The 26782-nt window shown below is 64.0% G+C and carries 35 protein-coding genes and 1 riboswitch; of the genes, 23 read left to right on the forward strand and 12 right to left on the reverse strand.

Features of this window, described 5'->3' with window-relative positions; all coding sequences use genetic code 11:
* From CK219_RS12480 to CK219_RS12505, 6 genes are all read left to right on the forward strand, one after another.
* Positions 1–480 carry a molybdenum cofactor biosynthesis protein MoaE gene (locus tag CK219_RS12480; protein ID WP_095767048.1) on the forward strand — a complete coding sequence of 160 codons (480 nt, stop codon included), beginning with the start codon at positions 1–3 and terminating at the stop codon, positions 478–480.
* Between the two features lie 134 nt (positions 481–614).
* On the forward strand, positions 615–1028 hold the full coding sequence (locus CK219_RS12485; RefSeq protein WP_095767049.1) for a YbaY family lipoprotein: 414 nt from the start codon (positions 615–617) through the stop codon (positions 1026–1028).
* A 181-nt stretch (positions 1029–1209) separates the two neighbouring features.
* Positions 1210–1479 carry a hypothetical protein gene (locus CK219_RS12490; RefSeq protein ID WP_095767050.1) on the forward strand — a complete coding sequence of 90 codons (270 nt, stop codon included), beginning with the start codon at positions 1210–1212 and terminating at the stop codon, positions 1477–1479.
* 222 nt (positions 1480–1701) lie between these two features.
* A riboswitch (Fluoride riboswitch) is annotated at positions 1702–1764 on the forward strand.
* Between the two features lie 98 nt (positions 1765–1862).
* Positions 1863–2276, forward strand: coding sequence for a fluoride efflux transporter CrcB (crcB, locus tag CK219_RS12495; protein ID WP_095767051.1), 414 nt, complete (start codon positions 1863–1865; stop codon positions 2274–2276).
* Between the two features lie 18 nt (positions 2277–2294).
* Complete coding sequence (crcB, locus tag CK219_RS12500) at positions 2295–2717, forward strand: fluoride efflux transporter CrcB (protein ID WP_245340464.1); 423 nt, start codon at positions 2295–2297, stop codon at positions 2715–2717.
* 32 nt (positions 2718–2749) lie between these two features.
* Positions 2750–3094 carry a DUF190 domain-containing protein gene (locus CK219_RS12505; RefSeq protein ID WP_095767053.1) on the forward strand — a complete coding sequence of 115 codons (345 nt, stop codon included), beginning with the start codon at positions 2750–2752 and terminating at the stop codon, positions 3092–3094.
* Here the strand turns inward: CK219_RS12505 and CK219_RS12510 are convergent.
* Together CK219_RS12510 and ndk are read right to left on the reverse strand one after the other, a co-directional pair.
* A complete protein-coding gene (locus CK219_RS12510) occupies positions 3076–3321 on the reverse strand; it encodes a hypothetical protein (RefSeq protein ID WP_095767054.1) in 246 nt (81 codons plus the stop codon). The genes CK219_RS12505 and CK219_RS12510 overlap by 19 nt on opposite strands.
* Positions 3322–3485: 164 nt before the next feature.
* Positions 3486–3908, reverse strand: a complete 423-nt coding sequence (ndk, locus tag CK219_RS12515; protein ID WP_027165590.1) for a nucleoside-diphosphate kinase — start codon at positions 3906–3908, stop codon at positions 3486–3488.
* A gap of 157 nt (positions 3909–4065) precedes the next feature.
* On the opposite strand from ndk, the gene CK219_RS12520 reads away from it, so the two are divergent.
* Positions 4066–4299: a hypothetical protein gene (locus tag CK219_RS12520; RefSeq protein WP_095767055.1), complete on the forward strand. Its 234-nt coding sequence runs from the start codon at positions 4066–4068 to the stop codon at positions 4297–4299.
* 53 nt (positions 4300–4352) lie between these two features.
* Here CK219_RS12520 and CK219_RS12525 read toward each other — a convergent pair whose 3' ends face one another.
* Both CK219_RS12525 and CK219_RS12530 read right to left on the reverse strand, forming a co-directional pair.
* Positions 4353–4649, reverse strand: coding sequence for a DUF1905 domain-containing protein (locus CK219_RS12525; RefSeq protein ID WP_095767056.1), 297 nt, complete (start codon positions 4647–4649; stop codon positions 4353–4355).
* 24 nt (positions 4650–4673) lie between these two features.
* A complete protein-coding gene (locus tag CK219_RS12530) occupies positions 4674–5366 on the reverse strand; it encodes a glutathione S-transferase family protein (RefSeq protein ID WP_095767057.1) in 693 nt (230 codons plus the stop codon).
* Between the two features lie 61 nt (positions 5367–5427).
* Here CK219_RS12530 and CK219_RS12535 point away from each other — a divergent pair, with 61 nt between their 5' ends.
* From CK219_RS12535 to CK219_RS12545, 3 genes are all read left to right on the forward strand, one after another.
* Entirely contained in the window at positions 5428–5937 is a 510-nt protein-coding gene (locus tag CK219_RS12535) for a DinB family protein (protein WP_095767058.1), read from the forward strand.
* 209 nt (positions 5938–6146) lie between these two features.
* Positions 6147–6971 carry a hypothetical protein gene (locus CK219_RS12540; RefSeq protein WP_095767059.1) on the forward strand — a complete coding sequence of 275 codons (825 nt, stop codon included), beginning with the start codon at positions 6147–6149 and terminating at the stop codon, positions 6969–6971.
* A gap of 396 nt (positions 6972–7367) precedes the next feature.
* The gene (locus CK219_RS12545) at positions 7368–8153 is read left to right on the forward strand and encodes a GGDEF domain-containing protein (RefSeq protein ID WP_095767192.1); all 786 of its coding nucleotides are present in this window, start codon (positions 7368–7370) and stop codon (positions 8151–8153) included.
* 49 nt (positions 8154–8202) lie between these two features.
* Here CK219_RS12545 and CK219_RS12550 read toward each other — a convergent pair whose 3' ends face one another.
* Positions 8203–8580, reverse strand: a complete 378-nt coding sequence (locus tag CK219_RS12550) for a hypothetical protein (RefSeq protein ID WP_095767060.1) — start codon at positions 8578–8580, stop codon at positions 8203–8205.
* A 240-nt stretch (positions 8581–8820) separates the two neighbouring features.
* On the opposite strand from CK219_RS12550, the gene CK219_RS12555 reads away from it, so the two are divergent.
* Positions 8821–9636 (forward strand): sterol desaturase family protein, encoded by an 816-nt coding sequence (locus CK219_RS12555; RefSeq protein ID WP_095767061.1) that lies wholly within the window; start codon positions 8821–8823, stop codon positions 9634–9636.
* A 63-nt stretch (positions 9637–9699) separates the two neighbouring features.
* Here the strand turns inward: CK219_RS12555 and CK219_RS12560 are convergent, their stop codons facing one another.
* From CK219_RS12560 to CK219_RS31650, 3 genes are all read right to left on the reverse strand, one after another.
* Positions 9700–10002 (reverse strand): DUF982 domain-containing protein, encoded by a 303-nt coding sequence (locus tag CK219_RS12560; protein WP_095767062.1) that lies wholly within the window; start codon positions 10000–10002, stop codon positions 9700–9702.
* Between the two features lie 184 nt (positions 10003–10186).
* A complete protein-coding gene (locus CK219_RS12565; RefSeq protein ID WP_095767063.1) occupies positions 10187–12268 on the reverse strand; it encodes an ATP-dependent helicase in 2082 nt (693 codons plus the stop codon).
* Between the two features lie 145 nt (positions 12269–12413).
* Positions 12414–12581, reverse strand: coding sequence for a hypothetical protein (locus tag CK219_RS31650; RefSeq protein WP_095767064.1), 168 nt, complete (start codon positions 12579–12581; stop codon positions 12414–12416).
* 125 nt (positions 12582–12706) lie between these two features.
* On the opposite strand from CK219_RS31650, the gene CK219_RS12575 reads away from it, so the two are divergent.
* A complete protein-coding gene (locus CK219_RS12575; RefSeq protein ID WP_095767065.1) occupies positions 12707–12889 on the forward strand; it encodes a hypothetical protein in 183 nt (60 codons plus the stop codon).
* A gap of 262 nt (positions 12890–13151) precedes the next feature.
* Here CK219_RS12575 and CK219_RS12580 read toward each other — a convergent pair whose 3' ends face one another.
* Positions 13152–14120, reverse strand: a complete 969-nt coding sequence (locus CK219_RS12580) for a LysR substrate-binding domain-containing protein (protein ID WP_095767066.1) — start codon at positions 14118–14120, stop codon at positions 13152–13154.
* A 113-nt stretch (positions 14121–14233) separates the two neighbouring features.
* On the opposite strand from CK219_RS12580, the gene CK219_RS31655 reads away from it, so the two are divergent.
* The 5 genes from CK219_RS31655 (at position 14234) to CK219_RS12610 (ending at position 17505) form a co-directional block, all read left to right on the forward strand.
* Entirely contained in the window at positions 14234–15067 is an 834-nt protein-coding gene (locus CK219_RS31655) for a hypothetical protein (protein WP_176477001.1), read from the forward strand.
* Positions 15067–16176, forward strand: coding sequence for a DMT family transporter (locus tag CK219_RS12595; RefSeq protein ID WP_095767067.1), 1110 nt, complete (start codon positions 15067–15069; stop codon positions 16174–16176). The genes CK219_RS31655 and CK219_RS12595 overlap by 1 nt, the downstream gene beginning before the upstream one ends.
* Positions 16157–16378: a hypothetical protein gene (locus CK219_RS12600; protein WP_224544029.1), complete on the forward strand. Its 222-nt coding sequence runs from the start codon at positions 16157–16159 to the stop codon at positions 16376–16378. Before CK219_RS12595 ends, CK219_RS12600 begins: the two co-directional genes overlap by 20 nt.
* A 356-nt stretch (positions 16379–16734) precedes the next feature.
* Positions 16735–17184, forward strand: coding sequence for a MucR family transcriptional regulator (locus tag CK219_RS12605; RefSeq protein WP_095767194.1), 450 nt, complete (start codon positions 16735–16737; stop codon positions 17182–17184).
* A gap of 3 nt (positions 17185–17187) precedes the next feature.
* Positions 17188–17505 (forward strand): hypothetical protein, encoded by a 318-nt coding sequence (locus tag CK219_RS12610; protein WP_141245328.1) that lies wholly within the window; start codon positions 17188–17190, stop codon positions 17503–17505.
* Positions 17506–17600: 95 nt separating this feature from the next.
* On the opposite strand, the gene CK219_RS12615 is transcribed toward CK219_RS12610, so the two are convergent.
* The 3 genes from CK219_RS12615 to CK219_RS12625 all read right to left on the reverse strand — a co-directional run bounded on the left by CK219_RS12615 (position 17601) and on the right by CK219_RS12625 (position 19336).
* The gene (locus CK219_RS12615) at positions 17601–17801 is read right to left on the reverse strand and encodes a hypothetical protein (RefSeq protein ID WP_095767070.1); all 201 of its coding nucleotides are present in this window, start codon (positions 17799–17801) and stop codon (positions 17601–17603) included.
* Positions 17802–18091: 290 nt separating this feature from the next.
* Positions 18092–18874, reverse strand: a complete 783-nt coding sequence (locus tag CK219_RS12620; RefSeq protein WP_141245329.1) for a lysozyme inhibitor LprI family protein — start codon at positions 18872–18874, stop codon at positions 18092–18094.
* 138 nt (positions 18875–19012) lie between these two features.
* Positions 19013–19336, reverse strand: a complete 324-nt coding sequence (locus CK219_RS12625; RefSeq protein WP_141245330.1) for a hypothetical protein — start codon at positions 19334–19336, stop codon at positions 19013–19015.
* 50 nt (positions 19337–19386) lie between these two features.
* Here CK219_RS12625 and CK219_RS12630 point away from each other — a divergent pair, with 50 nt between their 5' ends.
* The 6 genes from CK219_RS12630 (at position 19387) to CK219_RS12655 (ending at position 26777) form a co-directional block, all read left to right on the forward strand.
* Positions 19387–21264, forward strand: coding sequence for an ABC-F family ATP-binding cassette domain-containing protein (locus tag CK219_RS12630; RefSeq protein WP_095767073.1), 1878 nt, complete (start codon positions 19387–19389; stop codon positions 21262–21264).
* A 117-nt stretch (positions 21265–21381) separates the two neighbouring features.
* Complete coding sequence (locus CK219_RS12635) at positions 21382–21576, forward strand: hypothetical protein (RefSeq protein ID WP_095767074.1); 195 nt, start codon at positions 21382–21384, stop codon at positions 21574–21576.
* A gap of 171 nt (positions 21577–21747) precedes the next feature.
* A complete protein-coding gene (locus CK219_RS12640) occupies positions 21748–23868 on the forward strand; it encodes a molybdopterin oxidoreductase family protein (RefSeq protein WP_095767075.1) in 2121 nt (706 codons plus the stop codon).
* Positions 23869–23956: 88 nt separating this feature from the next.
* Positions 23957–24760, forward strand: a complete 804-nt coding sequence (gene speB / locus CK219_RS12645) for an agmatinase (RefSeq protein ID WP_095767076.1) — start codon at positions 23957–23959, stop codon at positions 24758–24760.
* 62 nt (positions 24761–24822) lie between these two features.
* A complete protein-coding gene (dapB, locus tag CK219_RS12650) occupies positions 24823–25599 on the forward strand; it encodes a 4-hydroxy-tetrahydrodipicolinate reductase (RefSeq protein ID WP_095767077.1) in 777 nt (258 codons plus the stop codon).
* 218 nt (positions 25600–25817) lie between these two features.
* Complete coding sequence (locus CK219_RS12655) at positions 25818–26777, forward strand: ABC transporter substrate-binding protein (RefSeq protein WP_224638422.1); 960 nt, start codon at positions 25818–25820, stop codon at positions 26775–26777.
* Positions 26778–26782 lie beyond the last annotated feature (5 nt).

The raw sequence follows: 26782 nt of genomic DNA on the forward strand, positions 1-26782 counted from the left end.
ATGGCCGGCGCGGTCGTGCCCGCCATCCGCATCCAGCGCGAGGACTTCGACGTCGCCGCCGAGATCGCCGGCCTGGCCAAAGGCCGGACCGATATCGGCGCCGTGGTCACTTTTTCCGGCCTTTGCCGTGACGAGCAGGGCGCGCTCTCGGCGCTCGAGCTCGAGCACTATCCCGGCATGGCGGAGGCCGAGATCGGCCGCATCGCCGCCGAGGCCGCCGGGCGCTGGCCCCTGCAGGGGCTCACCGTCATCCATCGCCACGGCAAGATAGCGCCGGGCGAGAATATCGTGCTGGTGGTCGCGGCCTCGTCGCACCGGCAGGCGGCCTTCGAGGCGGCGAATTTCCTGATGGACTACCTGAAATCGCGTGCGCCCTTCTGGAAGAAGGAACACCGCGCCGACGGCTCCGAGGGCGGTTGGGTCGAGGCCAAGGAAGCCGACGATCAAGCTGCGGAGCGCTGGAAGAAACAGGGCGAATAATGCATGTCGCCCAGAAGTGTGCAGCGGTTCTGGACAACGACATGCATCAGAAAAAACTCCCGTTCGGCCATTGAACGACCGCAATCCCTCCCAAGCCTTTCGATTGGTTTGATTTGCTTGGCGGGAGCAATCTCATGCTGGACCGGATCGCGGAATTCTTCATTTTCGGGCTGGTGCCATTGGTCGTCGGCGCGCTCGCCGTGCCGGAAGCGACCAACGCCGGCGAAATGACGATCGCGGGCGGGGTGACCTACCGCGAGCGCATCGCGCTGCCGCCCGACGCCGTGCTCGTGGTCGAGCTCGCCGATGTTTCGCTGGCCGACGCGCCGGCAACCGTGGTCGCTAGGCGCAGGATAGCGCCCACCGGCCAGGTGCCGATCAGGTTCGACATCGGTTTCGATCGCAAGGCGATCCAGAAGGGCCGGACCTATACGCTGCAGGCGCGTATTATCGTTGGCGAACGGCTGATGTTCGTTACCGCTACAAGTCATCAGGTCGATCCGCTGACGGGCAAGCCCCAGACGGTTCTGCTGAAAATGGCGCGCTGACGTCGCGCGCCGAGCCCGACCGCGCAACTTTTGTACCTGGACACCGTTTTCTCCGGAATAAACCGGCAACGCCGGGCGTTGACTTATGCAGATGGCGGGCAGGCAAAGGGACAATGTCCCTTCACTTAAGCCGCCAGACCGAATGCGCGGGCTCGATCTGGCCACTCAAAGGAGACCAGACATGAAAAAGCGCACGCTTATCCTCGCAGCCGCGGGTGTATCGCTGATTGCCTTTGCCGGCGTTGCCCGGGCGGACGATCATCTGTTCAATGCCGAGCAGCATGGCCTCAGCCCAGACAGCCAGCCGTTCCAGACCAACAAGGCCGGCCACAGCGGCGACCTTGCGCCTGGACAGGGCAGTCCATTCACCGGTGAGGAGACGAAGACGCCGTCTACCGATACCGAGGCAGCGAACGCCCATGCGAATGTGAAAGACCGTCAAGCCAAATGACGTCTGCCCGCCGGGGGGCGGCGGGTTTTATGAGCAATTCCGGGAAAAACGGGGCGCGGTTTTCCGTCCCGAATTGCGTCGAAAACAACAGAGCATGATGTCGTCCGAAAGCCGCTTCACGCTTTTCGGCATCATGCTCTGGCTGGCCTGACCGTCTCGACGGTTCTGCCCGTCATTCAAGCACGTCGCAATTGACCGCGCTGTTGCGACCGCCTAGGTTCCCTCGAAAATGGGGATGGGGTTCCCCCGAAACCGCCCTTATGGGCTGATGACTCCTGCCAGGCGTGCTCTCGCGCGGCAGGATTTGTTTTTCCGCTTCGCTTCGTGCCTGTTCTTATGAAGTGATTCCGGCTTGGGATCGCGTTTGGAAAGGCTTTGAAGCGATGACCCTTGCGGCTTGCGCCCTGGTCCTGATCGGCGGTTTCTTCGGCGGCATTTCCCGCTTTTTCCTCTCCGGCGTGGTCGGCCGTTCCATCGGCGAGACCTTTCCCTGGGGCACGTTGTTGGTCAATGTTTCCGGCGCCCTGGCCATCGGCGCCTTCGCCGGCGCGGCACGCTCGGTCGGCGGCGTCTTCGCCAGCGATCTCGTGCGCGACCTGATCGTCGTCGGCCTGTTCGGCGGCTACACCACGGTGTCGTCCTTCTGCCTGCAGACGCTCAGCCTGGCGCTCGAAGGCGAGGGGCGGCTGGCCGCCTTCAATGTCGTAGCGTCGTCGGCTCTGTGCGTGCTGTTCGTCGCCCTTGGCTTCTGGGCGGTGGTGTGGGTGTTTGGTTCATCCATCGGGGCTGCGGGCTGAGCGATGGTGGACAGGCAGATGGCAATGCGGCTTTATCTGGCGGTCGGCTGCGGCGCGGCGATCGGCTCGCTGGCCCGCTTCCTGTCGGGCTATGTCATCGTCTCCCTGCTCGGCCTGAATGCGCTTTGGTCGACCGCTTTCGTCAATGTCGTCGGCTCCTGGATCATCATCGCTTTCGCCACGCTGACCGGGCCGGACGGCCGCCTGATGGTCGGGCAGGCCGGGCGCAACTTCGTCATAGCCGGCTTCTGCGGCGGCCTCACCACGTTCTCAGCGATGAGCCTCGACACCTTCACTCTGCTGTTCAAGGGCGACTTGCCGCTGGCCGCGACCTATCTCATCAGTGTGGTCGGCCTGTCGCTCGCCGCCGCGTGGCTGGGCTATCTCATGGCGTCCAGGCTCAACCGCCTGCCGGTCGACAGGCAGTCGGCCAATAGGTGATGGGCCACACAGGTGATCAGGGAGAAGAGAACATGGAACTTCCCGCGCAATGCGCGCTGCTCAGGATCTTCTTCGGCGAGGACGACAGGGCGGCCGACGGCAAGCCGCTGCATGAAGCAATCGTCATCAAGGCGCGCGAGACCGGCATGGCCGGCGCCACGGTGCTGAGGAGCCCACTCGGCTTCGGCCGCTCCAGCGTGCTCCACACCGCCAAGATCCTGCGCCTGTCGCAGGATTTGCCCATCGTCGTCGAGATCGTCGACGCGCCGGAGAAGATCGATGCGCTGATCCCAGAGATCAAGGCACTGACCAGGACGAAGAGCTGCCTGATCACCCGGGAGAAGGTGGAAGTCATCCGCTACGGCGACGGGGACTGAACTTCCCCGGTCTCCACGTCACCGCCTCGGAGACGGCGGCCGATCGCCACTTCATCGAAGACACCGGCGGAAAACAGTCTCATCGCCTCTATCGCCAGGTCCGACGCCTCGGGACTGCCTAAGACGATGCCGCGCTCCTCGCAGACCTCGTCATAGATACGCTTCAACAGGGCGAGGTCGTCCGGATAGGCAAGGCCGCCACTTTCAGAAACATGAGGCTTGATCATGCCTCCCTCCCTCGGTTCGGCGGAAGCGCGGCTCACAGCCGCCGACGCCCAGCGCTACTTTTGCCAATTTCGCTGAACCTAGGGCAGGCGGCGGATGTGACCACCCGTTTCAAACAAAAACGGCCCGCTGGAGCGGGCCGTTTGGTGAAACTCGAGCTTGCGCCTCAGCCGACGATCTCAGTGTCCGAAAACCAGTACTTGATCTCCTGCGCGGCGGTTTCGGGCGCGTCCGAGCCATGCACCGAATTCTCGCCGATCGACAGTGCATGTACCTTGCGGATGGTGCCCTCGGCGGCGTTCGCCGGGTTGGTGGCGCCCATCACTTCGCGGTTCTTGGCGATGGCGTTCTCGCCCTCCAGCACCTGCACGATGGTCGGCGCCGACGACATGAATTCCACCAGCTCGCCGAAGAACGGGCGATCCTTGTGGACGGCGTAGAATCCTTCCGCCTCGCGGCGGCTCATCCACACGCGGCGCGATGCGATGACGCGCAGGCCGGCGTCTTCCAGCATTTTGGTGATGGCGCCCGTCAGGTTGCGCCTGGTCGCGTCCGGCTTGATCATGGAGAAGGTGCGTTCGATCGCCATAGGGTCGTCCTTGTTGTGGGAATGGAAATTGGAGTGGCGGGCTCTATACAAGCCGCCCGGCGGCTTGCCAAGGGGAGGCGGCTTCTGGTCAAGGCGAGCGCTTTGCGGGATAATTGGACGGCTGCGAACGCGCTGGACGCAGCTTGGAGCCGAGGCGATGAACTGGCCCTATCTCAGTCGCGGCGACATGGCGGGCATTGTCTTAGTGGCCGTGGTTCTTGCCTTGGCTGTCTTCGCCCTGCTGTTCTTCCCGCAGCGCGCAGAGCAGAATTTCGGCTTCGGCCCGGAATGGCAGTGCGCGCGCATGGAACAGGGCGATCCGATCTGCGTGAGGCTGGCCGACGGCAATGCGCCGAACGGGGACGCGCACGACAAGGACACGTCAAAGTAGACGCGAATGGCACTGCACAGGATTTTGACCGGTCGGCTTCAGTCGGCTCTGATCTAAAGCTCGACCTCAATGGTCAGCGTCGGCGAATCCCCTGCCTTGAGACCTTCGCGCTGGCGCACCGAGGCCTTGACCGGCAACAGAAGGCTGCCGGACGCCTTGTCGGGAAAGAGCGATGTTTGCCACTTGGTCTTGCCGATCGCCGCCGTGATGCCGAGCGAGCCCCAAGGACGCGCCAGCCCCGCCATCGCCGCCTTGATCCGTGCCGCGAACTCCACCGGTAGTGTCACGAAATGCCAGCCGCCCTTGCCGGGGTAGACCCAAATCTCGGCTCGCATCTCATAGCGCAACATGCCAGCCCCCAACACTCGCGGACTTCACGCCGCCGCCGCGACCTGCCGGCCGATCCCGCCATGCAGGTCGAGACAGCGCTCGAACCAGCGGGCGATGCTATCGCCGTCGTCGAGCAACCGGAAAGGCGAGGCGATGCGGCCCCATTGCAGCGCCCCGAACACGATGTAATCGGCAAACAGCGGCGCCTCGCCGCCGATGAAAGGCTGATAGGCGAGGGTCGAGCGCAGCGGCTCCAGCGCGGCGCGGAAGGCCGGGAGCCCGGCATCGCGGTTGGCCACGACGTCTTCCAGGCGCTTGCCATAGCGCTGCTCGCGATTCTCGCGGAAATAGGCAGCGTTCGGTTCGTCCTGCATCGCATGCAGATCGGTCAGCGCCACCGTCGCGATGTAGGGGTGTATGGTGAGCTGCGACCAGCGCTCGATGAAGCGTGCCATCGCCTTGCCGCCTTCGCCGGAAAACAGCGTCGGCTGTTCCGGATAGGCTTCGTCGAGATAGAGCGCGATGGCGAAGGAATCGGCGACAACCCGCTCGCCGTCGCGGATCACCGGCACCGTCTTCGACACGCCGCCTTCGACTTTCGGCACCTCCAGGAAGCGCGTCGGCACGTCGGTGGCGGCAAGTCCCTTATGCGCCAGTGCCATCTTGGTCTTCCAGCAATGCGGGCTGAACGGGCGGGCGACGTCATGGCCGACGAGGTCATAGAGCAGAATGGTCATTGGCGGGTCCGTTGCTGCGGGTTACGAAGGGCCCGGATTCGGGTCAAGCCGGGTGGGAAGAATGAAGCAGCATTTCATGATGTTTGCGGCGTACAATCAATGGGCCAATGGCCGTCTCTATGATGCCGCCGCCGATCTTGCCGAAGACGAGCTCGGTCGCGACGTCGGCGCCGTCTTCGGCTCGATGCTCGGCACGCTCAACCATCTGCTCGCCGTCGACCGCGTCTGGATGAAGCGCTTCACTGGCGAGGGCGACGCGCCTTCGAACACCGCCGCCATGCTCTACCACGCCTTGCCGGCCCTGAGGCTGGCGCGCGAGGCCGAGGACAGGAGGATCGTCGACTGGGTGGGCGGGATGGGTGACAAGGCGCTCGCCGGCCGTTTCTCCTACATGACCGTCGACATGCGCACCGTCTCGCAGCGCCTTTCGCCGGCGCTCGGCCATTTCTTCAACCACCAGACCCACCATCGCGGCCAGGCGCATATGGTGCTCACGGTGCTCGGCCGGCCCTCGGTGTCGCTCGACCTGGCACTGTTCCAGCGCTCCGAGGAAGGTCGCGCCTACGCCTGAGCGCTGCATGGTCCAGGCTTTTCCGCGAGCCGATTGTTGATCAAACTCGACCATCAAGGAAGACGCGGAATCAGCGAATTTTTCCTTGAAAAAATGGAACCCTGACCGAGCCCGTTCGTATTCCCTTCATTCCCTCTCGCACAGGCATGCGCACGGACCCGGCAGTCCGGCGATGCAGTGCGAAAAAAGTGGCAACGAAGGAGAATGCCATGAATGGTATCGTAGAAAAAATCGCCGGCACATTGATCGGCGGCATCGCCATTCTCGCCGTGCCGGCGAATGCCGCCGGTCTCGACATCGGCTTTGGTATTGGCAACACTGGCGTCGCGGCGGGTAACCCGGGCGGCGCGGGCACCGGCACGGGCTCCTCGATGGGTGGCTCAACCGGTCTCGGCACTGGCTTTGGCAGCAGCATCGGCGGCGTCGGCGTGGGCGGCACCGGCGGCTTCAACGCCGGCACTACTGGCTCGATCGGCGGCGTCGCGGGCACGACTACCGGGACAGGCATCTCGTTCGGTGCGACCGGCGGCATCGGCGTCACCGACACGGTGGGCGGCGCCAGCGGCTTAAACGCCGGCACCAGCGGCTCGATTGGCGGTGCCATGGGCACGACCACCGGCACCCCATTCGGTGCGACGGGCGGCATCGGCGGCGTCGGCACAGTAGGTGGCGGCGGCGGCTTGAACGCCGGCACCAGCGGCTCGATTGGTGGTGGCGCGGATACAACCACCGGCACCTCGTTCGGTGCGACCGGTGGCGTCGTCGGTACCGGCTCCGTGGGTGGCGGCGCCGGCGGCTTGAACGCCGGCACCAGCGGCTCGATTGGTGGTGCCACAGGCACAATCATCCCCAACACTGGTACCTCGTTTGGTGCGACGGGCGGCGTCGGCGGCACCGGCACGGTGGGCGGCTCCGGCGGCTTCAACGCCGGCATCGGCGGCTCGGCCGCCGGCTCCACCATAGGTTCCGGCAATACCTCGACCGGTGGAATCGGTGGCACCGTGGGTGGTTCGGGCAGCTCGACAGCCCACTAAAAGGAAAAGCAGAGCCCGCCGCCGTGGAGGCGGGCCCTGCCGGTTACTTCGCGTTATTGCTGCGCGCCGAGCTTGCATTGAAGCCGATTGTTCTCCCGCTGGACAATCGACCGGTTGCAGCGGGGCAATACCATGCAGCCAGCGGCCAACCGGGAACATCGGACCGACCCTGAGGCTCTGCGGCACTCCTGCCGCGTTGCCGGCTGCGGCCGGCGGTGCCTGACGAGGCCTCCGATCAGTCGGAGAGCCTTCCGCATCCGTGGTGGGCTTTCTGATCGCCTACCACGGCAGGCGGTGCCGACGGCGTATTAACCACACTTGCATTGAAGCTAATATGTTAGGACTTCTTTTGCGCTCGCGCTCCACAATAAGCGTGTTGCAGTGGGAGCAAAGGGCATGCGCATCGATTTGTCCCCGACAAGTTGGGGCAGGGTCGTGGTGGTCACCGCCGCCGGTACCGCCTTTTTCATTGCCGCCGCCTTCTTCGTCGATTCCTTCAATTTCCCCTCGCTGTCGCCGCAGGCGCTGCTTTGGGCGCAACTCACGGACCTTTTCCTGCCGCTTGTCCTTGGCGGCTCCTTCCTGTTCTTCCTGATGTGGAAGATGCGCCAGCTGGCCATCACGCAGAAGGAACTCGGCGTCATTGCTGCGACCGACAGCCTGACGGCGGTCTTCAATCGCGGTGCCTTCTCGATGCTGGTCGAAGCCTATCTCGAGCGGGCGCGCGACCAAACGGTCGCCGACACCGGCGCGCTGCTGATCGTCGATGCCGATCACTTCAAATCGATCAACGACCGCCTCGGTCACGATTGCGGCGACCAGGCGCTGAGGTTGATCGCCGCGACGATCAAGGGGCAACTGCACGGCGCCGACATTGTCGGACGCATCGGCGGCGAGGAATTCGCGGTCTTCCTGCCCGGCGCCGACGCCGCACGCTCGTTTCTGGTCGCCGAATCCATCAGGCGCCGCATCCGCGAGGCCGAGTTTGCGCCGGGCGGCCGGCCCTGGCCGCTTTCCGTGAGCATCGGCGGTACCGCCTTCAGCGGCCCGACCACCTACCATGACATGTTCCAGGTCGCCGACCGCCATCTCTACAAGGCCAAGTCCAATGGCCGCGACCAGGTGAGCTTCGAGATTCCGCGCGGCGGGCCGGCGGGCGATGCCGCCGGCACGGTCCACTGAATCCGAGGACAACGGTGCCTGCGGTTGAGCAGCGGCCTCTGCTGGCGGATCAACTGGCGCTCGACATCGAGATAGGCCTGATCGGGCCCGCCGCGGTCGGGGTCGACCCCGGCTGATGCACCACCGCCATCAGCATGCCGTGTTCGGCGAGCAGGTTCAGCCACTTCAGCGCTTCCCATTTAGGCGTCGCGCCGCCGCGGCCCGTGAGGCTGCGATTGATGTAGCCGGGATAGGAAAGCAGGCGCTTGCCCGCCGAGGCGCCGCAGGTGCCGATCCTGACCGCCTTGCCGTCGGCGGTGACCCAGGCATAGACGGCTTCGCCGAGTTCGCAGGCCTTCGGATCGGTTATCGTCACTCGGATCGACGACTTGTCCCGGCCAAGCCGCATTTCGGCCGCCGGCTTGAAACGCTCGCGATCGAGAAACATCCGCCCTCCCGATGCATGTCGCCGAAAGTGTGCAACGGTTCCGGGACAACGACATGCATCAAAACAAAGACTTAAAGCGCGTCCGCAACTGACATTGTGAACGGCAACCGTCCGTGTGGTGTTTCACGCAGCCGTCGAAAGTTTTCACGCGATTTCGCAGCGCCGCGTATGCCAGCAACGGTCCGTTCATTCTTTGGCGGCTAGTGTCGGAGACTGGCCTCAGCCGATCCGCGAGCGACCGTGTTCGATCTCATCGACTACAAGGCGGTGCTGGTCATCGCCCTCATCTTCATTCCGCTCGAGCAGCTCTTGCCGCTGCATGCCGAGCAATCGGCCACGCGCCGGCATTGGCTGAACGACGTCTTCTATCTGCTCTTCAACGGCATCGTCATCAAGTTCGGCCTGTTGCTGGTGATCGGCGCTGCGATGCTGGTGGTCCCGCGCGTCGTTCCCGAGGCGCTTTCGGCCGCCGTCCGGTCGCAGCCTTTATGGCTGCAGACGATCGAGGCCCTGCTCATCGCCGATATAGGCTTCTACTTTGCCCATCGCGCCTTTCACGCGGTGCCGTTCCTGTGGCGTTTTCACGCCATTCATCACTCGATCGAGGAGATGGACTGGCTGGCCGGCCACCGCGTGCACCCGGTGGATCAGATCCTGACCAAGTCGGCTTCGTTCCTGCCGCTCTTCGCCCTGGGTTTTTCCGGGGAAGCGGTTCTCATCTATGTGCTGATCTATCACTGGCAGTCGGTGTTCATCCACTCCAACACCCGCATCAAGTTCGGGCCGCTGAGATGGCTGATTGCCTCGCCGCAGTTTCATCACTGGCATCATGCCAACGAACGCCAGGCCTATGACAAGAACTTCGCCGGACAGTTGCCCGTCCTCGATCTGATCGGCGGCACCTTGTTCATGCCGCAACATATGCCGGAAAAATACGGCATCGACGAGCCGGTGCCGCAGCTCTATCACCAGCAACTCGTCTATCCCTTCGTGACCACGGCCGAACCGGTCGCGCCGATCGCAGAAACGTTACCGGCGGCCGCCAAGCCGGAATGACGTCACGGAAAAACCCGCCACTGAGGGCGGGCTTTCCGGGAGGGCGGTCTTCTGTTGTAAAATTCAGGCAGCGAAGCCGCCATAGCCGCGCGCCACCGGCTTGACCGAGACGACCGGCTGCTCTGAAGGCCACAAGACGCCTGCCGTCACCGCGAAGGTGATCAGCGCATCGCGCGCGGCCTCGACCGGGATTTCTCCATTCCGCGCGGCCTCGCAGGCCTTCACCGCGGCGCCATAGCTGAGGCGGCGGCGCGACGGCGGGAACTCGGTCAGGAAATCATGCATCTCGAACAGCGAGGCGATCATGCGCTTGTGGCCGGCGCCGACGCTGAGGGCGACCGGTGTGAAGAACGTCCTGTCGTGCATTCGGACCTCGTCAGTTGGCTGCGGAGGCGGCGAGCCTCCCTGGCTGGGGAAGGACGCCACACAACGCGGCTTGCGGCGGGAGGTTCCACGCATGCCGCTGTTTTCTCAAGGATGGCGTGCCCCCCGCTGACGCGGAGACAAATCGGGCTCTTTGCCTTGCAGTCGGCTGGAACGGCCAGGCAGCCTATTTCCACATGCCGCGCATGCGGGCGCCGAGATCGACCTTGACGCCCGGCCGCTGGCGCGGGTCGTCCTTGAGCGCGGCGCTCGCCCAGGACGACTGCTCGAAGGCCGAAAGCATCGAGGCCGGGATGAAGCGCGTGCGCGAGGCATAGACGTGGCGGTCGCCGCGCGCCGCCTGGTTGTGCGGATAAAAGCGCTGCGGCACGACGAGATGCAGGCTGTCCTTGGCCCGGGTCATCGCCACATAGAGCAGGCGCCGCTCCTCCTCGATGTCCTCCTTGGTGCCGACGCCGAGATCGGCGGGGATGCAGCCGTCAACGGTGTTGAGCACGAAGACGTTCTTCCATTCCTGGCCCTTGGCCGAATGGATGGTCGACAGGATGAGATAATCCTCGTCGCGATGCGGCGGCCCGGCCTGGTCGCTTGTGGCGTCGGGCGGGTCGAGGGTGAGCTCGGTCAGGAAGCGCTCGCGCGACGGATAGGTCGATGCGATCTGCTCAAGCTGGAGGAGATCGGCCCGGCGCGTGATCGCGTCCTCATGGATGCGCTCCAGATGCGGCTCGTACCACAGCCTGATCCGCTCGAGGTCGGCCGGCCATTTGGCGCCGGCGCGTAAGCCGCCATAGATGTCGAGGAAGACCGGCCAGTCCTGCGCGGCGCGCTGCGGCGGCCGGAAGCGGGCAAGGCCCAGCGTCTCGTCCAGCGACGTCGCCATGGCGTCGACGATCTGCGAGGCGGCGGACGGGCCGATACCCGGCATGAGCTGCAGCACGCGAAAACCGGCGACGCGGTCGCGCGGGTTCTCGGCAAAGCGCAGCATCGCCAACATGTCCTTGACATGCGCGGCATCGAGGAATTTCAGCCCGCCGAACTTGACGAAGGGAATGTTGCGGCGCGTCAGCTCCACCTCCAGCGGCCCGCTATGGCTCGAGGTGCGGAACAGCACCGCCTGCGCCTTCAGCGCCGTGCCGGCCTCGCGCTCGGCCAAGATCGCTTGGCACACATAATTGGCCTGCTCGGCCTCGTCGCGCACGCTGACCAGTTGCGGCTTGTGCGAGGACCGGCGCTCGGTCCATAGATTCTTGGTGAAGCGCTCGCTGGCCTCGCCGATGACCTTGTTGGCGGCGGCCAGGATCGTCTCGGTCGAGCGGTAGTTGCGCTCCAGCATGATGACCGCGGCTGCTTGCACGAACTGCTTTGGGAAATCGAGGATGTTGCGCACTTCGGCAGCGCGGAAGGAATAGATCGACTGCGCATCGTCGCCCACCACGGTCAGCCCGGCGCCGTCCGGCTTCAGCGCCAGAAGGATCGAGGCCTGCAGCCGGTTGGTGTCCTGGTATTCGTCGACCAGTACATGATCGAAGCGGCCGCCGAGATGCGCCGCGATCTCCGGCTCGGCCGCCATCTGCGCCCAGTAGAGCAGCAGGTCGTCGTAATCGAGAACGTTCTGCGCCTGCTTTGCCTCGACGTAGGCCGCGAACAACTCCTTCAGCTGTTCGGCCCATCCTGAGCACCAGGGGAAGGCCGAACCAAGCACTTCTGCCAGCGGCGCCTGCGCATTCACCGCCCGTGAATAGATCTGCAGGCAGGTGCCTTTGGTAGGAAAGCGGCTTTCGGTCTTCGAGAATCCCAGCTCATGCCGCGCAAGGTTCATCAGGTCGGCCGAATCCTCGCGGTCATGGATGGTGAAGGCCGGATCGAGGCCGATCTGCTCGGCATAGTCGCGCAGCAGTCGCGCGCCGATGCCGTGGAAAGTGCCGGCCCAGGCGAGCGCGTCGGCGATGATGGCCGCGTCGCGCCCCAGCACCTCGCCGGCAATGCGCTCGACGCGCTTGGCCATCTCGGCCGCCGCGCGGCGCGAGAAGGTCATCAACAAAATGCGGCGCGGATCGGCGCCCTTGACGATGAGATGGGCGACGCGATGCGCCAGCGTGTTGGTCTTGCCGGAGCCGGCGCCGGCGATCACCAGAAGCGGCGCGGCCACCTTGCCGTCGCCATGCATCACCGCCAGCCGCTGCTCGTCGTTCAGCCGGCCAAGATAGGCGGGCGCCTCGAAGGACGAATCACGGGCGGCGATGTTCATCGCCCATCAAGCATCGTTTCCGCTTTGTTCGCAATAATTTCCTCGGCCCGCGCGAGCGGGGAGAGGTGGCCGCGAAGCGGCCGGAGAGGGGCTGCGTCGGCATCCACGCTTCACCGGAAGGGGCTATTCCCACCCGAAAGAGCCATTACCGCTTCGGCTCGACTCCCATCGCGGCCGACTGCCGCCGCAGCCTGCGCCTTTCGTCGCCCGGCATATCCAGCGGCGCGACATTTCCAGGCACTTCGTCGATGATCCTCACGGCAACGCGATAGGCGGTGTAGGCAAAAAGGCCGGCAAGCAGAAGGCGGACCATGATCAGTTCCTCGTTGCGTTCGATTGGCTCGGGATTTCAACCGGTTGGTTCCCGCCGGTCGACGCAACCAAACCGCCACCGCCTCGTTTGCCCCTCATGAAAGGGGCGAACGAGAGGAGGTCGTCATGAAGAAACGTCCTGTACTGCTGGCTCTTGCGGCAGGGCTCGCGCTCGCCGCCTGCGACAACAGCGTGCAGCCCACCAAGGCGCCGGGCGACGAAGTCAACCAGAACCCTCAGGTCGACAAGAACCCGGTGCCGAAATCGACCACCGGCGGAGACCAGCCGGGCACGCCGCCGAAGCAATAGGGCAGGGCAGGTCGGATTATCGTCGGGCCGAAACGAAGAAGGCCGGCGCTGCTTGGGAGGAAGCTGGGTAGCGCCGGCCAAGCGGGAAAATCAGGCCCGCCGCACAACACAAGATAGCTGAGTCTCCGCTTCGCGTCATGGTGCGATCACGGTAGCCGGCTATGGAGCCACCGGAAAATCACGAAATTCTGCAGGGCCCGTCATTGCGAGGCCTCCGATGGTGCGGGATTCGCTCAAGTGAGCATCCGTGGAAGACTGGCCTTCACGCCATCGCCACGCGCCGTACCGGCACGTTGGCGATCTCGATGTCCAACTGGCGCTGCGTCAGCGCCGCTTCGGCCATGATCCACCGCTTGAACAACTCGACCTTGCGGGCGCCGACCGCCTTGATGGGGCTGACGAAATACCAACCCGCCGTGTTGGGATGGTGGACCGCGAAGGGGGCCACAAGCCGTTCGGCGCGGATGTCGCTTGCCATATAGGCGCGGTTGGCGACGGCAAAGCCCATGCCGGCATTGGCCGCTTCGTAGGACATCATGCAGCTATCGAAATAGACGCTCCTCGTTTCGCCAAGCACGAAGCTCGCGCCGGCAAAGCCCAGCCACGACTGCCAGTTCTGCGTGCACGTGTCAGAGTGTAGCAGCGTGAAGTAGCGCAGATCCTCCGGCACCACCTTCGACAGCGGTTTGTCGCCCAGCACCTCTTGGAAGAGTTTTCGGCTGCACACCGGCGTCAGATCTTCCTTGAACAGCAGCTCCGACGTGAGACCGGGGAAATTGCCGTCGCCATAACGGATTTCGAGGTCGTATTCGGAAGTCGAGAATTCATGCGTGGCGTAAGAGGTCGACACCCGCATCTCAATATCGGAATATTGATGCTGGAAGGCCGAAAGCCGCGGAAACAGCCAGCGCGCCGCAAAGGTCGGCAGCACGCAGATCCGCAACACATGCGCCTGCGACTGGCCGGTTGCCTCCATGCTGGCCGCCACTATCCGCTCCAGCGCCTCGCGCACGCGCGCCACATAGGTCTCGCCCTCCGGCGTCAGCGACACCGCGTTGCCGCCACGCTCGAAGATCTTGAAGCGCAGCTGATCCTCCAGGCTCTTCACGCGCTGGCTGACGGCGGAAGCGGTGATGAATTGCTCTTCGCCGGCGCGCGTGAAATTCCTGTGCCTCGCGGCGCTCTCCACGATTTTCAGCGAATTGAGATTGACCTGACTGAGCAGTCGCACGGGGTTTTCGACCTTAAGCTGGGCTTACGCTACCACCAGCATTCCTAAATTTACAGGGGTAGGCGTTTAAATGACTGTTAACCAAGTGTTGCCCCCATCTTGGAGAAAATAGAATGAACGCCCATACAATTCCCGAACTGCGCTGTGCAATGAGCCGCGAGGCCATCATTGGTCATGAGACCTCCTGGAAAGTGTCGGGTTTCGGCGTCGCCCAGTATCGTCACGGTTACGACCCGGCTCTGCTTGCCGCCATCGAAGAAGCGGCGCTCAAATTGAAGGGCAGCCATGCCGTGCACAAGCACCTCGACCTCACCTTCATCACTGGTGCCGACCGCTATATTCCCGAGATCAAGGAGCTCTTGCACGACAAGCTGCGCCTGGAAAGATTGTCCGACATGATGGGAACCAAGCTCGAGCCCTATCCGCTGTCGATCGTCGGCTCGACCGTCACCTTCATGAATCCAAGGGATGGCGCGGTCGAATGGCATTGCGACGGCGTTCCGGTGACGGAGCTCATTCCGCTGTCGATCAGCGATCCTCTCATCGGCGGTCATCTGGAAATCTACTGCGACGATTCCGAGACCGGCCGCTCGATCCTGGAATCCGGCCGCGAGCTGCCGCGCAACAAGATCATGCGCATCGACCACAAGATGAATTACGCCACGCTCGGCCAGTTCCTCGGTGTGCTCCACCGCACCGCGCCGATCCAGCTCGGCGAGCGCGTCACCCTGGTGCTCAACCAGCGCTCGACGGCCAAACCCTATGTCGACGACAACCGCATGTTCTACCTCGCCGCCGACAACGACCATGACCGTGCCTGGGTGAACGAGCTGGCCGAGGATGTCTGGACCAACCAGCTGCCCGCCTACCGCCGCCATGCCGAGGAACATCCCGTGCCGCAGCCGACGGCGGAAGCGGTTTCCGGCGGGGCGAGGGAGTCTTGGTAATGACCGATGATCCGGTCGAGTGTCAGCCGCCTTCAGTGTCGCTGAGTCTCGGGCCGGTCGGGCCGGAAAGCCAAAGCCGTTCCGGCGCCCGCGGCGCGGCGCTTGCCTTCGCCCTCGGTGCCGTAGCGCTGTGGGCGACCAACGCCCTGGTCGGCAAGACCTTGCTTGCCGTCTATCCGGTGTCGCAGGTGCAGTTCCTGCAATTTTGCGGCGCGACGATTGTTTTCGCGCTGATCCGGCTCTTTCCTTCCCCCCTTGTGGGGGAAGGTGGCCGAGCGAAGCTCGGTCGGATGAGGGGTGCTGGACGGATCGCCGACGCCGGAGTTCCTTCCAACACCCCTCATCCGTCTCGGCGCTTCGCGCCGATCCACCTTCTCCCACAAGGGGAGAAGGGAAATGCCGCGCTCGCCTATCTCGTCGGCTTCCTCGGCCTGGTCGGCACCATGGTCCTGCAATATATCGGCTTCGCCTCGGCGCCGGTCATCGAGGCGAACCTTGTCGCCTATACTTGGCCGCTGATGACTGCCGCGGCGGTCATCCTGCTTGGCAGGCCGCGGCGTCCGGTGTTGCTCGGGCTGGCGGCGGCGCTTGGTTTCGTCGGCGTGGCGCTGGTGATCTCCGGCGGCCGCGCGCATTTTTGGTCCAACGGGGCATGGTTCGAAGGCGGCAGCCTTGTCGGCTATCTCGCCGCTTTCGGCTCCGCGCTCTGCATGGCCTTCTACTCGTTCGCTGTCGGCCGCCTCGCCGTGTCGCCCGAGCGGCTGCTCCTGCCTTCGGCACTGATCGGTGTCGCGCTCACCTTCGCCTGGTGCGTTCATGATGGCGTCGTGCGCCCGACCGGCGCGCATCTTTTGCTCGGCTTCTATCTCGGCGCCGGCCCGATGGGGCTCGGCTATTATTTCTGGTCGCGCGCGGCAAAGCTCGACCACGGCGGCAGGATAGCGGTCGTCGCCTATCTGACGCCGATAGCTTCCACGTTTCTGCTGACGCTCTCGGGCGAAAGCTTGTCGATGACGGCTGTTGCCGGCGCCGTCCTCGTCATTGGCAGCTGCCTTGCGGTCGGCATCGAAGGTACGGAGAGCAGGCACAATGTCCAAAATGGCCGTTGACGAGGACGAACGCCGCGCCAGGCAGGAGGCGCACTGGCTGGTCAGGGAGTTTGGCGCGGAGGCGCCGCTCTATGCGGCCATGAAGGCCGAAAAGGCCATCGAGCAGAAGGACTTTAGCCGCTGCGCGCGCTGGAAGCGCGTGCTGGAGATCCTCGCGGAGAGGCCGCCTGCCGAGCTCAGGCGCGGTGTCGCCGCCGGATGAGCGATTTGCCATGGGGCCGCCGAATCGCGCATGGTCGAGCATTCGGCTGGTAGATTGCCGTTGCCGTGCTGGAACTTGGCCTGAACTTCGATTTTTCAGCAACTCCTACCGTAGGTTGAAGTTCTGTAGCCCCTTTTACCTATCCAGGCGGGCGGCCGGTGCTATAAAGCGTGCGCTATAGCTATTAGAATTCCTAACTTGCGCGTTTCCAGTCCGTGTAGAAACATCACCCGGTATTGAGTCTCGTAGCTTTACTGACTCTGGACGGTCCGTTGGGGGACAGGTCCAATTCGATACACCGACGAAAGTCTTAAAAAAAGAGCTGGCGATTTGAGGGCCAGCAGAAGGTGAAAAAATTGTCCAACATCGACGACAAGACTGCAATCGAACTGACCGCCGACATTGTCTCGGCCTATGTCGGCAACAATCCGCTCCCTGCCTCCGGCCTGCCCGATCTGATCGCCAGCGTCAGCGCGTCGGTGCGCAGGCTCGCCACCGGCAGCGTTGTCAAGGAGGCGGTGGCGCAGACGCCTGCGGTCAACCCGAAGCGCTCGGTTTTCCCCGACCACATCGTGTGCCTGGAGGACGGAAAGAAGTTCAAGTCGTTGAAGCGTCACCTCGCGACCGATCATAACCTGACGCCGGACGAATATCGTGCGAAATGGGGCCTGCCCGCCGATTATCCGATGGTGGCGCCGAGCTACTCGGCCACCCGCTCGGCGTTGGCCAAATCCTCCGGCCTCGGCCGCAAGCCGGCCGGCGGCGACGCGGCCAGGAGCAAGGGCAAGCGTAAGGCCAAGGCCTGAGGCATGTTGCCCGCAGCCGATGATGTCGCGCCATGGCCATTGCGCGACCATCTGGCCGATCTTGCCGCGTTGCGCCGCGGGGTCGCCGCGCAGTGCTCAGTGAGTGCGGCTCACGGCGTCAAGGCGCGGCGCATCCTGTTTTCGCTGGGCAGTCCGTCCGGCGACCTGCTTGCGGTGCTGGACGCGCTCGACCGGTTCGAGCGCGCCATCATCGAATGCGACGCTCCGCCGGTGATCGAGGCGCACAGGCTGGAATGTCTCGCCGTCCTTGAGCAATTCCAGAAAAAGTGTGAGCGGTTAGGCTCGGCGACTTCGGCGTAGCCTTTCCGCCCGGAACTGCGTCAAAACAGGGAGATAGAGCGATTTACCGTTTCCTCGAAACGGTGAAACGCTCTGGACCGCCTTATGGCGAGCGCTCAGCCGAGGACCTGAGGCGGCTCCGCCGGCCGGACCTGCTTGGGGTCCTGCTCGTTGGCCAGGCTCTCCGCCTCGACAGCCGTCATCTCAAGAAGGTAGACGAGCATGTTGTAGCGCGTGCGCGAGAGCATCTTCGCCAGCTTGCGCGTGATTTCCGCGACATATCGCAACGTGCGTGGATCGTTGATCGCCGCGCCCATCGTGAGCTCCTGAATGCCAGAGCCAAGTTTTCTTGGATCAAGTTATCGTTGGCGCCAACTCACGACTCACGGCGCATCGGCAAGGTCGCAGGTTTGCGATAAAAACTGAAATCAATTTTTGATAAGCATCATGCTTGGGTCAGAAGATTTCGCTGCCTTTTTGGTGGTATCGTCTCTTGCTGCATCAATATTGAGCACGAGGCAAACTTGCGGTTGTCTGCTTGCGACGGGTTGATCTTTCTCCGGGAATGTTGATCGCCGTGGCAGTCAGGAGCGACGTCGGGTGCGGCTTAGTTCTTGTAGGCGGAACAAAAGGCGGGCGGGTTGTCATTGCCGATCATGGCGCAGCCGCGCTTGATCTCATCGATCATCACGTTGCACGCGTTCTGCCCGTTGCAGGGCGGATGGGTCGCCGGCGAAACCTGGACGCATTGCGAGACATACTCGTCCGACTTCGCCTTTCCCGCGGATTGCACGCATGGCCGCGTGTCGTTCCGGCTTACCTGTGCAGGGGCGGGTTTCGCAGACGCCGTGCCAGCCGTCGCGGGCGCGGCGCTGCCGCCGCTTTGCGGCACGCAGGAGAGGTCGCCTTCGGGGCATTGCAACTGGTGCTGCAACTGCGCCAGCCGCGCCTTCGTCAAGTCCTGTCTGCAGGTCTCGACGAGGGTCGCATATACCGAGCCACCGGCATAGGGCTGGGTGCGGAAGGCGCATTCCTTGTCGCGGAACGGGATCCAGGCGCGCTGCGCCTCGCGCAGGCGCTTCAGGTCGGTGGGAGCCAGACGTCCCGCCAGCTCCTTGTAGACTGCATTGAGCCCCGCGTCCGCCGAAGCGGCATTCGCGGCCGTGCAGGTCGCAAGGTCGGCCTGCGTCTTCGCTGCCGCACAGTCGATGGTTGCCGCACGGGCGGCGGGAGTGGTGGGAAGCATGGTCAACCCGGCGACGACTGCGAAAATCGCGACCGCCAGCGAGGCCGAAAGGAGCGAGGTCTTGGCTGACATCTGATCTGTCCTCTGCTTGAACCCGCCGCTCGCGCCAGCATAGGTTGAGACAACAGCGGCGATCAACGCCAAACCTGTGACGTGGCAAGCAAAGTGTGACCGGGCGAAAGCAGAGGAACGAACAATCCTTCCTTGAGGGGAGACATTCCGGCAGGCCGGCAGGATAGAAGGGCGTGTCCGCCAGCCTCTTCGTCAATCACAAGGCGAAGCCTAGGATGCTTTTCCGGAATCGATTTGGATCAACAGGTGTTTCGGCTCCCGCGTCTCCAGCCGGTTCGCAATCTTGGCCGCTTGGCGCGAGATTGGTTGGCCCTGCGGCCCGCTCGCGAGTTCAGCGGCGAGGGCAATGTGAGCGGTCTCGTCTTCGAACAGAACCACCTGCGTCGCCAGCGCGGTGGTCGTGGCGACCTGGAAGAAGATGAAGGCCAGGGCGAGATAGCGGATCACGGGCGTCAGAACGCTTCGGCCGGCAACTGGTTCCAGTCCTTCGAGTTTTTTTGCTGAACGGCCAAAGACAGCGAGCGGGGGTCTCATCCCGGGCCCTGGCTCTTGCGAAGCGCCGATCTCCCGTGCAAAAGCCGGCCATGCTTATCATCAACGATCTTACGCTGCGCATGGCGGGGCGGCTGCTTCTCGATCATGCTTCATTGACGCTGCCGGCCGGCACCAAGGCCGGCCTCGTCGGCCGCAACGGCACCGGCAAGACCACGCTGTTCAAGGCGATCACCGGTGATTTCCCTTCGGAGACCGGTTCGATCAGCCTGCCGAAAAGCACCCGCATCGGCCAGGTGGCGCAGGAAGCCCCCGGCACCGAGGAGCCGCTGATCGACATCGTGCTCAAGGCCGATATTGAGCGCACCGCGCTGCTCGAAGAGGAAAAGACGGCGACCGACGCGCACCGCATTGCCGACATCCACATGCGGCTGGCCGACATCGATGCCCACTCGGCCGAGTCCCGCGCGGCCACCATCCTTGCCGGCCTTGGCTTCGACGACGCGGCGCAGCGCCGCCCGGCCTCCTCCTTCTCGGGCGGCTGGCGCATGCGCGTGGCTTTGGCCGCAGTGCTGTTTTCCGAGCCTGACCTTCTGCTGCTCGACGAGCCGACCAACTATCTCGACCTCGAAGGCACGCTCTGGCTCGAGAATTACGTCTCGAAATATCCGCACACGGTTCTGCTGATCTCCCACGACCGTGACCTGCTCAATCGCGCCGTCAATTCCATCGTCCACCTCGATCAGAAGAAGCTGACCTTCTGGCGCGGCGGCTACGACCAGTTCGAGCGCCAGTACACCGAGCAAAAGGAACAGCAGGAAAAGGGCCGCATCAAGCAGGAAGCCGCCCGCAAGCATATGGAATCCTTCGTCGAGCGTTTTCGCGCCAAGGCCTCCAAGGCCAGGCAGGCGCAGTCGCGCATCAAGGCGCTGGAAAAGATGAAGCCGATCGCGGCGATCGTGAACGACACGGTGCGGCCATTCTCGTTTCCGGAGCCGGTGAAGACGGTGGCGTCGCCGATCATTGCGCTCAACAACGTCAGTGTCGGTTATACGCCCGGTGAGCCGATCCTGAAGAAGATGACCTTGCGCATCGATGCCGATGACCGGATCGCGCTGCTCGGCGCCAACGGCAACGGCAAGTCGACCTTCGCCAAGCTTCTGTCCGGCCGGCTGAAGCAGGAGGCCGGCACGATGACGGTGGCGCCTGGGCTGAAGGTGGCGATCTTTGCCCAGCATCAACTCGACGATCTCAGGCCCGAGGAAAACGCCTACGAGCACGTTCGCAGGCTGATGCCGGAGGCGCCGGAATCGAAGGTGCGCGGCCGTGTCGCCCAGTTTGGGCTTACCACCGAGAAGATGAACACCGCCGCCAAGGATCTGTCCGGCGGCGAGAAGGCGCGGCTGTTGATGGGGCTGTCGGCCTTCGAGGGGCCGAACCTGTTCATCCTCGACGAGCCCACCAATCACCTCGACATCGACAGCCGTGAATCGCTGATCCATGCGCTGAACGACTTTCCGGGCGCGGTGATCCTGATCTCGCACGATCGGCATCTGCTCGAGGCGACGGCCGACCGGCTGTGGCTAGTCAAGGACTGCGCGGTCAATCCCTATGACGGTGACCTGGAGGATTATAAGACGCTGGTCACCGGCGTTTCCGCCAACCGCCGTGAGCAGAAGGAGGCGGACAAGGCGTCCAAGGCCGATCGCCGCCGCGAGGCGGCCCAGCGCCGTGCGGCACTAGAGCCTTTAGCCAAGGAAATCCGCGCCACCGAGGCGCTCATGGACCGCATCCGCAAGCGCATCGACCTGATCGAGGACGAGCTTGCCAATCCGGCGGTCTACGAAAAGGACCCCTCGACCGCGACGCAGCTGGCCAAGGAGCGCTCGCAACTGACGCAGACGCTGGCGCAAAACGAGGACAAGTGGCTGACGATGTCGGCGGAGTATGAGGAAGGGATCGCGGAGTAGCGATTCCCCTTCTCCCCTTGCGGGAGAAGGTGGATCGGCGCGCAGCGCCGAGACGGATGAGGGGTGTTCCAGCGGAGTGAGACGCTGGAATTGGGTAAAGCGGTGCGGGAAACGTCGATGTCCAGAGAATTGTGGATCAATGCAGGCAGCGTTCTGGCGGTCGACCCGAACGCAAGTGTCAAATGCCCGGAATGTGGCGAAGCGGACCTCAAAGTTTTCGACACCAAGGCAGGCGAGGATCATATCGAGCGGCACATGCGCTGCCCGAGATGCGGCGCCTATAGCGCGCTGTATAAAAACATCACCGAGTAGCCGACATTAGGGCTGTTCCAGCTTGGCAGTTGCCTTGCAAGACAACCGCCTCATTCCTTCCAACACCCCTCATCCGTCTCGGCGCTACGCCCCGATCCACCTTCTCCCGCAAGGGGAAGGGGAGCCCATCTGGCCCTACACCTCTCCTCCAAAACCCGCTACACACTTCGCATGAACCAGCACGCCAAGCTCCGGATCGGCCATTCGGCCTGTCCGCATGATTGCCCCTCCACCTGCGCCCTCGAAGTCGAGCTGCTCGATGACAACCGCATCGGCCGCGTCCACGGCGCCAAGGCGAACAGCTATACGGCGGGTGTCGTCTGCGCCAAGGTCGCGCGCTATGCCGACCGCGTCCACCATCCCGACCGGCTGCTGAAACCGCTGGTGCGCGCCGGCGCCAAGGGCGAGGGCGCCTGGAAGGAAGCCAGCTGGGAAGCAGCCCTCGACCTTGTGGCGGAAAAATTCATCGCAGCCGAAGAGAAATACGGCTCGGAGACGGTCTGGCCTTATTTCTACGCCGGCACGATGGGGCTGGTGCAGCGCGACGGCATCCAGCGGCTGCGCCACGCCAAGAAATACTCAGGCTTTTTCGGCTCGATCTGCACCAATCTCGCCTGGACTGGCTGGATGATGGGCGCGGGCGCGCTGCGCGGGCCGGATCCGCGCGAGATGGCCAAATCCGACTGCGTCGTGATCTGGGGCACCAATGCCGTGGTCACCCAAGTCAACGTGATGACCCATGCGACCAGGGCGCGCAAGGAGCGTGGGGCCAAGATCGTCGTCATCGACATCTACGACAACGCCACGATGAAGCAGGCCGATCTCGGCCTGGTGCTGAAGCCCGGCACCGACGGCGCGCTCGCCTGCGCGGTCATGCATGTGCTGTTCCGCGACGGGCTGGCCGACCGCGCCTATCTCGAGAAATACACCGATGATCCGCGTGGGCTGGAAGAACATTTGCGGACGCGCACACCCGAATGGGCGGCCGCCATAACCGGGCTATCCGTCGCCGAGATCGAGGCATTCGCCCATCTCGTCGGCAACACCAAGAAGACCTACTTCCGGCTCGGCTACGGCTTTGCCCGCCAGCGCAACGGCTCCGTCAATATGCATGCCGTCTCCTGCATCGCCGCCGTCACTGGCGCCTGGCAGTATGAGGGCGGCGGCGCCTTCCACTCCAACTCCGGCATCTTCCAGCTGAACCAGGACGTGCTGGAAGGCACCGCGATGCGCGACCCGAAGGTGCGCTATCTCGACCATTCGCGCATCGGCCCGGTGCTGACGGGCGCGGCCGACGCGCTCTATGGCGGTCCCCCGGTGACGGCGATGCTGATCCAGAACACCAATCCGGCCAATGTCGCCCCGGAGCAGCGGCTGGTGAGAAAGGGTTTTCTGCGCGAGGATCTGTTCACCTGCGTACATGAGCAGTTCATGACCGACACGGCCAAGCTCGCCGACGTCGTGCTGCCGGCGACGATGTTTCTGGAGCATGACGACATCTACAAAGGTGGCGGCAACCAGCACATCACGCTGGGCCCCAGGCTGATCGAGCCGCCGGAAGGGCCGCGAACCAACCACTATGTCAATGAGGAGCTCGCCAAGCGCCTCGGAGTCGGCGACAGGCCCGGCTTCGGCCTGACCGAGCGCGAGCATATCGACATCATCCTCGGCAGGCGCGGGCTCGGCAGCTTCGACAGCCTGAAGGCTGAGAAATGGGTCGACCTGCAGCCCGGCTTCGACGACGCGCATTTCATCAACGGCTTCGGCCATGCCGACAAGAAATTCCACTTCCGGCCCAACTGGACCGGGCAGTCGGCGCCCAACCGGCCGCCGAAAAGCATGGGCCTGTTCGGCCCGGTGGGACGGCTGCCGGAATTCCCCGATCATGTCGAGCTGATCGAGATCGCGGACGAGGAGCATCCGTTCCGGCTGGCGACCTCGCCGGCGCGCAATTTTCTGAACTCGACCTTTGCCGAGACGCCGGTGTCGAAGGCCAGGGAAGGCCGGCCCGAATTGTTGCTCCATCCCGAAGATGCCGCGGCGCTCGGCATCGAGAATGGCGGCCGCGTCGAGATCGGCAACCGGCGCGGCGACGTGGTGCTGCACGCAAAATTCTTCGACGGCCTGAAGCGAGGCGTGGTTATCGCGGAAGGCATCTGGCCGAACAGCGCGCATGAGCGCGGCGAAGGCATCAACGTCCTGACCGGCGCCGATGCGCCGGCACCCTATGGTGGCGCCGCCGTCCACGACAACAAGGTGTGGCTGCGGAAAGCTGAAGAGTCCGGCGCCTAGCCTCCCATCTGGCCCAAGCACCTCTCGTCGCACCCGCCAGCTCCGGCGTCTATAGAAGCCGCTTGTCTCGGCAACGAGGGAGGATGTCGTGGCCAAGGTCTCGCTTCTGGGCATTCCGCATGACGAGAATTCGTCCTATCTGCGCGGGCCTGCCGAGGCGCCGCCGCTGATCCGGCGCGAGCTCGCCAGCGACGCCTACAGTTCCTGGACCGAAACCGGCTTCGACCTGACGGACCGCTTCGTCGATCACGGCGACATCGATTTCACGCAAGGTGGCGACCCGTGGCAGCGGATCGAGGCGGAGGTGGGCCGCGCGCTCGACGCCGGCCATCCGCTGATCTCGCTCGGCGGCGACCATGCGATCTCCTGGCCGGTGCTGCGCGCGGTGCGCCGCCGCTGCCGGAGCCTCACGATCGTCCACATAGACGCGCATCCGGACATTTATCATTCCTATGACGACAATCCGCGTTCGCACACTTCGCCCTTCGCCCGGATCATGGAAGAGAAGCTGGCCGACCGGCTGATCCAGATCGGCCTGCGCACCGTCAACGATCACCATCGCGACCAGTTCAAGCGCTTCGGCGTCGAGGTGGTGGAGATGCGGCATTTCAAGGAAGGCTTGCAGCTCGACCTTCAGACGCCTGTCTACATCTCGATGGATATCGACGCTCTCGATCCGGCCTTCGCTCCCGGTATCTCTCACCGTGAGCCCGGCGGCTTGACCACGCGCCAGGTCATCGGTCTGATCCAGGCAATAGACCAACGAATAGTCGCCGCCGACGTCGTCGAATACAATCCGCGCCAGGACCTATCCAACGTGACGGCGCTGGTTGCCGCCAAGCTGGTGAAGGAGATTGCCGGCATGATGCTGAAGACCAACGTCGCGGTTTGAATCAATTTGCCAAGGCGGCATGCTAGAGGATTGTTCCGACTCAGCTTTCGACAGGGATCGCCATGCCGCAGCCGCTCAGGATAGCCATCGCCGGCGCGCTCGGCCGCATGGGCCGGCAGATGGCGGAAGCCGTCGCGGCCGATCCGCGGCTGCAGCTCGTCGCGCGTTTCCATCGACCGGGCAGCATGGGCGAGGGGCAGGTCGAGCGCGACGAAGCGCTGGCGCTTGCCGATGTGGTCGTCGACTTCACCATGCCCGCGGCTTCCGCTGAACTGGCCAAGGCCTGCGCGGCGCGCGGCGGTCCGGCGCTGGTAATCGGTTCGACCGGCTTCAGCGCCTCGGAACTGGCGGCGATTGCCGACGCCGCGAAGAAAGTCGCCATCATGCGCTCCGGCAGCTACTCGCTCGGGCTCAACATGCTGACCGGCCTGGCCGAGCAGGCGGCAAGGGCGCTTGCCGCCGACGACTGCGACATCGAAATTTTTGAAGCGCATCATCGCATGAAGGTCGATGCGCCGTCGGGCACGGCGCTGATGCTGGGCGAGGCGGCCGCGCGAGAACGTGGCGTCGTGCTGGACGATGTGGCGAGACGCGCCCGCGATGGCCTCGTTGGTCCGCGCAATGCCGGCGAGATCGGCTTTGCCGTTATGCGCGGCGGCAGCATCGTCGGCGAGCACAGCGTCAGCTTCCTGAGCGACGGCGAGAGGCTCACGCTTTCGCATGCCGCCGGCGACCGCTCGATGTTCGCCCGCGGCGCCATCGCGGCTGCGCTCTGGGTCGCCGGACGGCCGCCCGGCGAATACGACATGCGCGATGTGCTGGGCTTCACTGCCTTGTGACCGGAAACCCCGCCGGACTCCATTCCACGGCTGCTAAAACGGCTGAAAGCCAGCTGAAAGCTTGGCCATGCCATGACAGTTTTGTGGCGGTCGCCACATGAACGGCCTGGGAGCGGCCGACAGGAGGAATGCGGCGCGGCGCGCCGCCCAGTGGAGGAAGACTAGTGACCCGTTTCATCTCTAAACGCGCCCTGCGTTCAGTGGCGCTGACGCTTGCCATGGTTGGCGCTGGCGCATCGACGGCATCGGCAGCCGACAAGATCACCATCATCGTCGGCGGCATGGAAAAGCAGATCTATCTGCCGGCCGTGCTTACCCAGCAGCTCGGCTACTTCAAGGATGAGGGGCTGGACGTGGAGTTGGTGAACTCCCGCGCGGGCGTCGAGGCCGAGAATGAATTGCTGGCCGGTGCCGTGCAGGGCGTCGTCGGCTTCTACGACCACACCGTCGACCTGCAGTCGAAGGGCAAATACATCCAGTCGATCGTGCAGTTCAGCCAGGCGCCGGGCGAGGTCGAGCTGGTCTCGGCCAAGCACCCGGAAATCAAGTCGCCGGCCGACTTCAAGGGCGCGACGCTCGGTGTCACCGGCCTCGGCTCCTCGACTGATTTCCTGACGCAGTATCTCGCGGTTCGCAGCGGCCTGAAACCGGGCGACTACACGCTGCTTCCCGTCGGCGCCGGCAACACTTTCATCGCCGCCGTCAAGCAGGACCAGATCCAGGCCGGCATGACCACCGAGCCGACCATCGCCAAATTGCTCCAGACCGGCGAGGCGAAGGTCCTGGTCGACATGCGCACGCCCGAAAAGACCAAGGCGGCGCTCGGCGGCGACTACCCGGCTGCCTCGTTCTACGTCCAGTCGAGCTGGCTCGAAGGTCACAAGGACGAGGCGCAGAAGCTCGCCAACGCCTTCGTCAAGACGATGAAGTTCATCGCCGGCCATTCGGCCGAGGAGATCGCCGACAAGATGCCGAAGGACTATTATGCCGGTAGCAAGGACCTCTATGTTCAGGGCCTGGCAGGCGGCAAGGCGATGTTCACGCCGGATGGCCGCATGCCGGCCGATGGACCGCAGACCGTGCTGAAGGTTCTGTCGACCTTCTCGAAGAGCCTGCAGGGCAAGCAGATCGACCTATCGAAGACCTACACGACCGAGTTCGTCGACGCGGCGAAGTAAGCGCC

The sequence above is a fragment of the Mesorhizobium sp. WSM4313 genome, assembly GCF_002294725.1.
Taxonomy (GTDB): Bacteria; Pseudomonadota; Alphaproteobacteria; order Rhizobiales; family Rhizobiaceae; genus Mesorhizobium.